2 protein-coding genes are annotated in these 4,413 nt (G+C 44.6%); both read right to left on the minus strand.

What is annotated here, in order from left to right; translation table 11 throughout:
* Positions 1 to 420: 420 nt before the first annotated feature.
* On the minus strand, positions 421 to 2,112 hold the full coding sequence (gene ggt, locus AC4E96_RS12870; RefSeq protein ID WP_490256106.1) for a gamma-glutamyltransferase: 1,692 nt from the start codon (positions 2,110 to 2,112) through the stop codon (positions 421 to 423).
* A 336-nt stretch (positions 2,113 to 2,448) separates the two neighbouring features.
* Positions 2,449 to 4,044 (minus strand): AbgT family transporter, encoded by a 1,596-nt coding sequence (locus tag AC4E96_RS12875; protein WP_488032405.1) that lies wholly within the window; start codon positions 4,042 to 4,044, stop codon positions 2,449 to 2,451.
* Between the last annotated feature and the right edge of the window lie 369 nt (positions 4,045 to 4,413).

A 4,413-nucleotide genomic window follows, 5' to 3' on the forward strand; every position in this document is an offset into this window, starting at 1 on the left:
CAGGGGATTGAAAATCCCCGTGTCGGTGGTTCGATTCCGCCTCGAGGCACCATTTCGCTTCACTCAATAGCGCCTCTTGACGCATCGAACTTAGATTATAAAAACCATCCATGGTTTTTACCCTTCGGGCTAGCTAAAGCTATTCAAAATTGCTCCAGACAATTTTGTCCGCCTCGAGGCACCATTTTATCCCCATATTAAAAGTTGTCCTGATTTAAACACTCTCTTTTGTTCAATATGTTTAATTATATTCGCCCTTTGGTTATTTAGGGGATAAAACGGTACCTAAGGCAATCTCACGTTGCTGCGCAACGTTCGATTACTTCGCCCATCCTTGGACTTCGCCCTTCGGGCCAGCTAAAGCTGTTGGCAAATGCTCCGGGCATTTGCATTCCGCCTCGAGGCTCTGTTTCGCCCAAATCAATACCCCTGTGCTTGTCCGTCTTTACGCATTTCACTCGCGCCGTGGTAAACACCGGAGGTTAGGTCTTTTAAAATGGCTTGGTAGCCGCCGAATGGGCCGCTGGTAATGTGAACTTTGTGACCTTTTTTCTGTAGCGCTTTGACAACGTCAGCGCGCATACCACTTTCAAGCTCGAGTGTGCCGCCGTCTTGCATTCTGCCTTCCCATGTTGGTGATGTGGAACCTTTGTGGTGAAAACGCGCTGCATCACCTGCTTGCTGTACATTCATGCCAAAGTCGATGATGTTGGTGATCATTTGTACGTGCCCTTGAGGTTGCATCGCACCGCCCATGAGGCCAAAGCTGATGTAAGGTTTGTTATCTTTGGTGACAAACGCCGGAATGATGGTGTGGAATGGACGTTTGTTTGGAGCATACACGTTAGGGTGTGATTCAGTGAGTGAATATTGCGCGCCGCGGTTTTGAAAGATAAAGCCAAGACCATCTGCGACTAAGCCTGAACCCATGCCTCGATAATTACTTTGTATTAAGCTGACCATCATACCGTCTTTGTCGGCAACAGTGAGGTAAATGGTATCGCCTTCGATGAGCTTAGGGTCGCCGTGTTCAACTTGATGGGCGGCCTTTTTCATATCAATAAGTTTTGCTCGTTTTTGACCGTATTTTTCTGACAACAAGTAATCTAAGTCGATGTTTTGATATTGAGGATCAGCGTAAAAACGCGCTCGGTCTTCAAAGGCGAGCTTTTTGGCTTCCGCCATGACGTGTAGATAGTCTGCGCTGTTGTGCCCCATCTTTTTTAAGTCAAAATTTTCGAGCACTGTCAGCATTTGTAGCGCGGCAATACCTTGGCCGTTTGGTGGTAGCTCCCAAACGTCATAGCCTCTGTAATTGACTGAAACGGGTTCAACCCATGTGCTTGAATGCGAGGCAAAGTCGTCATAACGAAGGGCGCCACCAATGCGTTTGAAATAGGCATCCATGGTTTTCGCGATGTCGCCTTTGTAAAAGGCATCTTTTCCGTCTTTAGCGATTTTTTCAAGAGTATTGGCTAAGTCTGGGTTTTTGAAAACTTGGCCTTCTGTTGGGGCCTTGCCATTAATCAGAAAGGTACTTTGGTAATTGGCAATTTCTTCAATTTCTTTTGCCTTGTGTAGTCGTTCATAACGTTTTTGGTAGATGTCCATGTAGTAGGCGATGACTTCGGTGACTGGAAACCCTTGTCGTGCGTAGTCGATGGCTGGCGCTAAGTTGGTGGCCATAGGTAATTTGCCAAACTTTTTGTGTAACTCAAACCAAGCGTCCACTGTTCCGGGCACTGTGACTGGAGCCGAACCCCAGTTTGGAATTTGACTCACATCACCAATCTTCTCTTTTAGTTGGACAAGCGTTTGACTTTTTGGTGAGCGCCCTGAGCCATTTAAGCCGTGAAGCTTTTGGGTTTTTGGATCCCAAACTATCGCAAATAAGTCTCCGCCTATACCATTGCCAGTCGGCTCCATTAATCCTATTGCAGCATTGGCGGCAATAGCAGCATCCGTAGCCGTTCCGCCTGCTTGCAAAATATCGATGGCTACTTGTGTGGCAAGTGGGTGTGACGTCGCGGCCATGCCATTCATTGCAAGAACGGGCGAACGTGTCGCCCACGGTGCACCGACGACACGGTCACCTCTGCCGTCTTCTCGCATAGTGACAGGTTTACCTGTGACGTCATCAATAATAGTGTCGGCGTGACTCTTAGAGCCTGCCAAAGCACCAGTAAATGCGATAAACGAGCTGATTAAAAAAGCGGAGGTTTTTTTCATGACATTCCTTAACTTGCTTGGAGAGGAGCTCAGTTTGATTTTGTATATTTAACATACACCTAGTTGAAGGACTTGTTAATAAAAACAAAAAGCCCTCTGTAAAGAGGGCTTAATTATTAAGGTCACAGTTGTCAGTGATTTTGTTGTCTAGAAGATCGCTTTCTAAAAGATAGTTATCGAGAAGGTTACGACTTCATAGATTGTTACCTAAACGCCTTATTAAGGCACGTAATAGGTAGCTGCACCAGGACCCACTGGCATGTTGAATACAAACACCCAGAGATAGAACAAGATGGTCCAACCCACAATGAATATCATTGTGTAAGGCAGCATCATTGCTATTAACGTGCCCATTCCCAAGTCTTTTTGGTACCTGGCTGCCATCGCCAATATCAAACCAAAATAACTCATCATAGGCGCAATGACGTTAGTCACAGAGTCACCGACACGATACGCCGCTTGAATGACTTCTGGTGCAAAACCAATCAACATCAGCATTGGAACAAAGATTGGCGCGGTTACTGCCCATTGAGCTGACGCACTACCCAATGACAAGTTAACTAAACCACACATTAAAATGAAGATGACAAATACTTCCGGGCCATCTAAACCAAGTGCGGTTAATGCCGCTGCACCTTTTACTGCTAAGACAGTACCTAGATTTGTCCATTTGAAAAACGCAACGAACTGAGCGGCAAAGAATACTAAGGTGATATAAAGACCTAAGGTATTCATACTTTTGGCCATTGCAGCGATAACGTCTCTGTCGTTCTTCATCGTACCAACGACTTTACCGTAGACAAAACCTGGAATCGCAAACGTCACGAAGATAAACGCAACGATGCCTTTTAAGAATGGAGAACCGGCTACTTCGCCTGTTTCAGGATGACGTAATACGCCATTTTCAGGGACAATGGTGAGAGCCAAGATACCGCAAACAATAACGAAGGATAGACCAGCCATTTTTAATGCACGCTTTTCTAGTGCAGTTGGTGGTTCCATTAATTGTGGTTCTAGCTCAACCGACGCGTTGTTCGGATCGAACTTACCGAGTCTTGGTTCAACAATTTTTTCGGTTACTAGGGTACCTAAAAACGCAATCACAAAGGTAGAAATAAACATGAAGTACCAGTTTACTTCAGGACCGACGACGTAATCAGGGTCAATCATATGTGCGGCTGCTTCAGTAATACCCGATAAAAGAGGGTCTACAGTACCTAATAATAAGTTGGCACTATAACCTGCAGATACACCAGCAAAAGCGGCGGCTAAGCCTGCCAGTGGGTGACGCCCCAGTGAGTGGAAGATCATGGCTGCAAGTGGAATAAGTACCACATAGCCGAGTTCAGAAGCGGTATTTGAGACTATACCACCAAAAACAATCGCAAAAGTCACACCGCGTTTTGATGCGTTTAATACGATTGAGCGCATTGTTGTAGCAAGTAGACCACTGTGCTCGGCAACGGCAACACCTAACAAGGCCACCAAAACGGTACCTAAAGGAGCAAAACCAGTAAAGTTGGTCACGAGGTTAGTGACGATTCGTTGTAACCCTTCTGCATTCATCAGGGAAACGACTTCGATAATGCCATCTGGTGCTCGGCCTTTGGCGTCAACTGGGCGAGGATCGGCAACAGATATGTCAAAGTAGCCTAAGATACCACTCAAAACGACAATAAATACCGATAGCATGGCAAATAGGGTAACAGGGTGTGGAAGTAGGTTTCCTAACCATTCAACAGTGGCGAGAAACCTGGAAAATAATCCTGTTTTCTCATTGTCCTGTTGAGCAATAGAATTGGAGTTGCTATTCAATTTCTTTTCTCTCTAAGATTCAATTTAGCCAACAATACACCTTCAAAAATGATGGTGATTGTGACAGTTGATTATTCTTGTAATAGCCCGATCCTTACCTTTTGAGCCGACAATGTCAAAATTAGTTGGTGCAAGAAAATAAATCCCTTGTAAACAATGTGATCTGAATACCACAGCGCCTTTGTAAACCATTGAATAAATTAAACTTAGAAACCCTGCATCTAAACGTGTTTTGTAGGTAAAAGACGTTTTAGTTGTTATGTTTAGATGAGTTAAAAAGCTACGTATCAAAAATAAAAACAACCTAATGTTTTAATATGAAAAGGTTTTTACTATGAAAAAAATAGGAACTAACAAAGCAAAACAGGG

It is taken from the genome of Psychrosphaera sp., assembly GCF_982872775.1.

What these genes read in the sequence shown, in the direction of transcription:
- ggt (WP_490256106.1), bottom strand. Translation starts at nt 2,112, where the DNA reads ATGCGAGAAGACGGCAGAGGTGACCGTGTCGTCGGTGCACCGTGGGCG.